At 37.2% G+C, this 5,052-nt stretch carries 4 protein-coding genes; all 4 read left to right on the forward strand.

Going from position 1 to position 5,052, the window contains the following annotated elements:
• Positions 1-139 precede the first annotated feature (139 nt).
• The 4 genes from SD31_RS12845 to SD31_RS12860 all read left to right on the forward strand — a co-directional run bounded on the left by SD31_RS12845 (position 140) and on the right by SD31_RS12860 (position 4,995).
• A complete protein-coding gene (locus SD31_RS12845; protein ID WP_039054431.1) occupies positions 140-802 on the forward strand; it encodes an NAD-dependent epimerase/dehydratase family protein in 663 nt (220 codons plus the stop codon).
• Positions 799-2,340: an ABC-F family ATP-binding cassette domain-containing protein gene (locus SD31_RS12850; RefSeq protein WP_316929879.1), complete on the forward strand. Its 1,542-nt coding sequence runs from the start codon at positions 799-801 to the stop codon at positions 2,338-2,340. The genes SD31_RS12845 and SD31_RS12850 overlap by 4 nt, the downstream gene beginning before the upstream one ends.
• 401 nt (positions 2,341-2,741) lie before the next feature.
• On the forward strand, positions 2,742-4,601 hold the full coding sequence (gene mnmG, locus SD31_RS12855) for a tRNA uridine-5-carboxymethylaminomethyl(34) synthesis enzyme MnmG (RefSeq protein WP_039054432.1): 1,860 nt from the start codon (positions 2,742-2,744) through the stop codon (positions 4,599-4,601).
• A 31-nt stretch (positions 4,602-4,632) separates the two neighbouring features.
• A complete protein-coding gene (locus SD31_RS12860; RefSeq protein ID WP_231561612.1) occupies positions 4,633-4,995 on the forward strand; it encodes a hypothetical protein in 363 nt (120 codons plus the stop codon).
• Positions 4,996-5,052 lie beyond the last annotated feature (57 nt).

Consider the following 5,052-nt stretch of genomic DNA (forward strand, 5'->3'; position numbering starts at 1 on the left):
TAAAGTTCCTCTTTAAATCCTCAATTAGCCAAATTTAAAGCTAAATCTCAAATTTTACATACTTCCTTGTTAAAAGTTATTTAGTTTTWCCACAATCATAAAAATTATTATTTACGTATTTTTGTAATTTGGATATGCTATGTCAGATACAAAATATACGGCTTTAATTCTAGGAGCAACAGGTCTTGTCGGCAGTAATGTTTTGGATTTATTATTGAAAGATAATAAATACGGGCGCATATATACTGTATCCAGACGAAAGATAGCTATAGAACACGACAAGCTTATACAGATTATTTCTGAGATAGACGACATTGAAAAACATATAAAAAATATTAACATCACCCATATCTTCAGCTGTGTTGGAAGTACGGCAGCAAAAACGCCAAATCAGACGGACTATTACAAAATTGACTTGGAATATCCTTTGAAGGTAGCTACAACATTGAAAGATACGTGTAAGGTTTTTAGTCTAGTCAGCAGTATTGGAGCAAATCCTTCTTCCAAAAACTTTTATTTAAAACTTAAAGGAGAAGTAGAAGAAGCTATTCAATCTGTGGGAATAGAAACCGTTCATATCTTCCGTCCTTCACTCCTATTGGGAGATAGAAAAGAATTTAGATTAGCTGAAAAAATAGCCCAGATCTTATCTCCGATAATAAATTTATTGTTATTCGGTAAATACAAAGATTATAGAAGCATACGTGCACGTGATGTAGCTTCAGCAATGGTAAATATGGCCGCAGGCGATAAGAAAGGGATACACATTTACCAAACATCACACATAAAAGAAGTAGCGTGAGTATAATTAGTACAGAACAATTAGGTCATTCTTTCAATGACCGCTGGTTATTTAAAGACCTACATTTCGGCCTTCAAAAAGGCGACAGGGTTGCTCTTGTCGGTATCAACGGAACCGGAAAGTCTACTCTACTCAAATTATTGGCTGAAGAATTTCCTCCACAAGAAGGTAGGGTAGTAAAAGAAAGAGGGATACGTATAGGCTATTTACCTCAAGAGCCAGACTTCACAGGGATAAGTACTATCAATGATTTTATCTACTCCAGCGAAAATGAGCAACAACAGCTAATAAAAGAGTACGAACAATTACTGGAATCCAAAAATATTGACACAAAAAAGCTGGAACAGCTTACCGATAAAATAACAGCTTTAGACGCTTGGGAATATGAACAAAATATAAAAACTATCCTAAGCCGTCTTCAGATTACAAATTTTGATCAACAGATAAGCACGCTTTCCGGTGGTCAAAAGAAAAGGTTAGCGCTAGCGAAGCTGCTTATTGACGAACCGGACGTTTATATTCTCGATGAGCCTACCAACCATCTCGATATAGAAACTATTGAATGGTTAGAAAAGCTGTTGACTACAGGTAGCAAGACAGTCCTACTCGTTTCTCACGACCGCTATTTCTTGGACAACATATGCACGCAAATCCGGGAGCTAGACAAAGGCAAGCTTTATACCTATAATGGTAACTATGCCTATTTTCTGGAGAAAAAAGCCGAGCGTGAGTATAATGACATTCTTGCTGCAGAGAAAGCACGCAACCTCTTACGAAAAGAATTGGAATGGATGCGTCGTCAACCTCAGGCGCGCGGCACAAAGGCTAAAGCCAGAATAGATGCCTTTTACGATCTGGAAGAAAAGTCTAAAGGTCCCCGAGCGCAAGACAAGGTTCAGCTGAGTGTAAAAGTATCACGCCAGGGATCAAAAATTCTTGAAGTACACAATATAACCAAAAGATTTAACGAAAAAACGGTTATAGAAAACTTTTCCTATGTTTTCAAAAAAGGTGATCGCATAGGATTATCGGGAAGAAATGGTTCTGGAAAAAGTACTTTTCTAAACCTCATAACAAACACCCTTGCTCCTGATGAAGGGTCTGTCGTAATTGGCGAAACCACAAAATTCGGGTATTATAAACAAGGAGGACTAGACTTCAAAGATGATGAAAAGGTGATCGATATTGTAAAATCCGTAGCCGACTATATCCAGATGGCAAACGGAGACATTATTACAGCATCACAGCTCCTCACCTTATTTCTCTTTCCTCCCGAAAAGCAACACGGTCTGGTTAAAAAACTAAGTGGTGGAGAAAAGAAAAGACTTCAGCTTATGCGCGTGCTGATGGCAAATCCAAATTTCCTTATACTGGATGAGCCGTCAAACGACTTGGATATAGATACACTAAATGTGTTAGAAGACTTCCTTCTATCCTATTCTGGGGTTTTGATTTTAGTCTCACACGACAGATATCTTATAGACAAACTCACCGACCAACTTTTCATTTTTGATGATCAAGAAAGTAATCATCTATAATGGAAATTATGCAGACTATAAATTTGAGGTCGAGCAAAAAAATAAAAAGAACAAAAAAGAAGACTGAAAAGAAAAACAAAAAGAAATCCAAAAACAAAACAAGAGACAACAATCAAGCAACAAAAAAGAAAACTCATCCTACAAAGAACAAAGGGAGTTTAATGAGTTGGAAAATAGAATTAGTGAATTAAGAAAATTTAATAAAAGAAAAAACTAAAGAATTAAACTCAACAACAGATCATATCCTTCTAGCAAATCTAGCAAAAGACATCGAAGCATTGCAGGAGGAGTTAGAAGAAAAATCAGAACGTTGGTTAGAATTAGCAGAGTATATTTAAAAAAGTTCCACGTGAAACCCGATTAAAAAAAATAAAGTTTCACGTGGAACAGCAGATAAGGATATGTTTGAAAAATATAATATTATTGTAGTAGGTGCGGGACATGCAGGCTGTGAAGCTGCAGCTGCCGCTGCGAACTTAGGGTCTTCTGTGCTACTCATAACTATGAATATGGGTGTGATTGCACAGATGAGCTGCAACCCTGCTATCGGTGGTGTAGCCAAAGGACAGATAGTTCGCGAAATAGATGCTATGGGTGGATATACCGGAATTATAGCCGACAAATCCACTTTACAATTCCGTATGCTGAACCGTTCTAAAGGTCCAGCGATGTGGAGCCCACGTACACAAAATGATAGAATGCGTTTTGCAGAAGAGTGGAGACTTCAACTAGAAGCCATACCTAATCTGGATATCTGGCAAGATACGGTAAAGGAAGTAATCGTAGAAGGTAATACGGCTAGAGGTGTAGTGACATCTTTAGGAATACGTATAGAGTCAGATGCTGTAGTATTAACGAACGGAACTTTCCTCAACGGCATTATACATATAGGGGAAAAAAGATTTGGTGGCGGACGTACCGGCGAGAAAGCAGCTACAGGTTTAACTGAACAACTCGTATCCTTAGGCTTTGAATCCGGAAGAATGAAAACAGGAACTCCTCCACGCGTAGACGGCAGAAGCCTCAACTATGCTGTGATGGAAGAGCAATGGGGAGACGAAGAGCGTGGAAAATTTTCCTATACGAATGTCGAAAGTCCGAAAGAACAGCGTTGTTGTTGGATTACCTACACCAATAATGAAGTTCATGATGTATTAAAGACGGGCTTTGACAAATCTCCCATGTTCACCGGACGTATAAAAGGATTAGGTCCTCGTTATTGTCCTTCCATAGAAGATAAAATCAATCGTTTTGCAGAAAGAGACAGACATCAAATCTTTGTAGAACCAGAAGGTTTCAAAACGGTAGAAATATATGTTAACGGATTTTCTACTTCACTGCCGGAGGATGTACAACTAAAAGCATTGCGTTTAATACCAGGATTTGAGAATGCAAAAATGTACAGACCTGGATATGCTATAGAATACGACTACTTCCCTCCTGTCCAGCTGGACCTAACCTTAGAAACTTTCCGTGTAAAAAATCTATTCTTCGCAGGACAGATTAACGGAACTACTGGTTATGAAGAAGCCGCTGCACAAGGATTCATTGCCGGGGTAAATGCACATCAGAAAATAAACGATCAACACGAACTAATACTCAAACGTTCGGAATCTTATATAGGCGTCCTTATCGATGATTTGGTGACCAAAGGTACCGAAGAACCTTATCGTATGTTTACCTCCCGTGCAGAACATAGATTACTTCTACGTCAGGACAATGCTGACGTACGCCTCACTCCTATTGCTCATAAACTAGGATTGGTTTCCGATGAACGATTAGAAAAAGTAAATAAAAAAGTAAAAGATTCCGAAGAGTTAGTTCAATATCTCAAAGAACGTTCTATTGAACCAAATAGCATGAACCCTATCCTAAGCGAAGTGGGATCAAGTGAGCTATCGCAAAAAACAAGAATGTACAATATCCTCACAAGACCACATATCAATATAGAACACCTAGCTAAAGCAGATCAAGAGTTCAAAGCATATATCTCAAAATATGATAAAGAAACATTAGAGCAAGCTGAAATAAAAGTGAAGTACGATAGCTATTTCGAAAAAGAAATGGAAATCGTCAATAAAATGAAGAAGATGGAAGAAAAAGAAATCAATCCTGACTTCGATTATACCAAACTTACTTCACTCTCTATAGAGGCTAGGGAAAAATTAATGAAAATAAAACCAAGAACCTTAGGACAAGCATCCAGAATCTCAGGTGTGTCACCAGCCGATATAAGCGTTCTTATGGTTCATATGAGTTAAAACACATATATTAGCGATATAAGAAATTGTTATGATGAAATACTGGAAACAATCGAAAACATCCTTTAGTTTAACAAACAACTTAATAGCTATATTACTCTTTCTTATATCGCTATTTTGCATTCGCTGTGCCAATATGCAAGCTCCTACAGGAGGACCAAAAGATAGTATTCCTCCCAAATTATTAAATGTTTCTGTACCAAACCTAACGCGAAATTTTGATCATAAAGAAGTAGTATTCGAATTTGATGAATATATTAAGCTAAACAACCATTATAAGGAATTCAGTATTTCTCCAGATGTAGAGAAACAACCGGATTATAAAATCAAAAAGAAAAAACTCATTATTACGACTTCCAGATTCCTTAGAAAAAAAATCTACTTATACCATTAACTTTGGTAATGGTTTGGTTGATTCAACGAAAAGTAATCCCTTWWAATTATACATATG

Source organism: Sphingobacterium sp. T2 (assembly GCF_000814685.1).
GTDB lineage: Bacteria > Bacteroidota > Bacteroidia > Sphingobacteriales > Sphingobacteriaceae > Sphingobacterium > Sphingobacterium thermophilum.

Excerpts from the sequence above, each read along its gene's own strand:
- SD31_RS12860 (WP_231561612.1), top strand. The coding sequence starts at position 4,633 with ATGATGAAATACTGGAAACAATCGAAAACATCCTTTAGTTTAACAAAC.
- SD31_RS12845 (WP_039054431.1), top strand. The coding sequence starts at position 140 with ATGTCAGATACAAAATATACGGCTTTAATTCTAGGAGCAACAGGTCTT.
- mnmG (WP_039054432.1), top strand. The coding sequence starts at position 2,742 with ATGTTTGAAAAATATAATATTATTGTAGTAGGTGCGGGACATGCAGGC.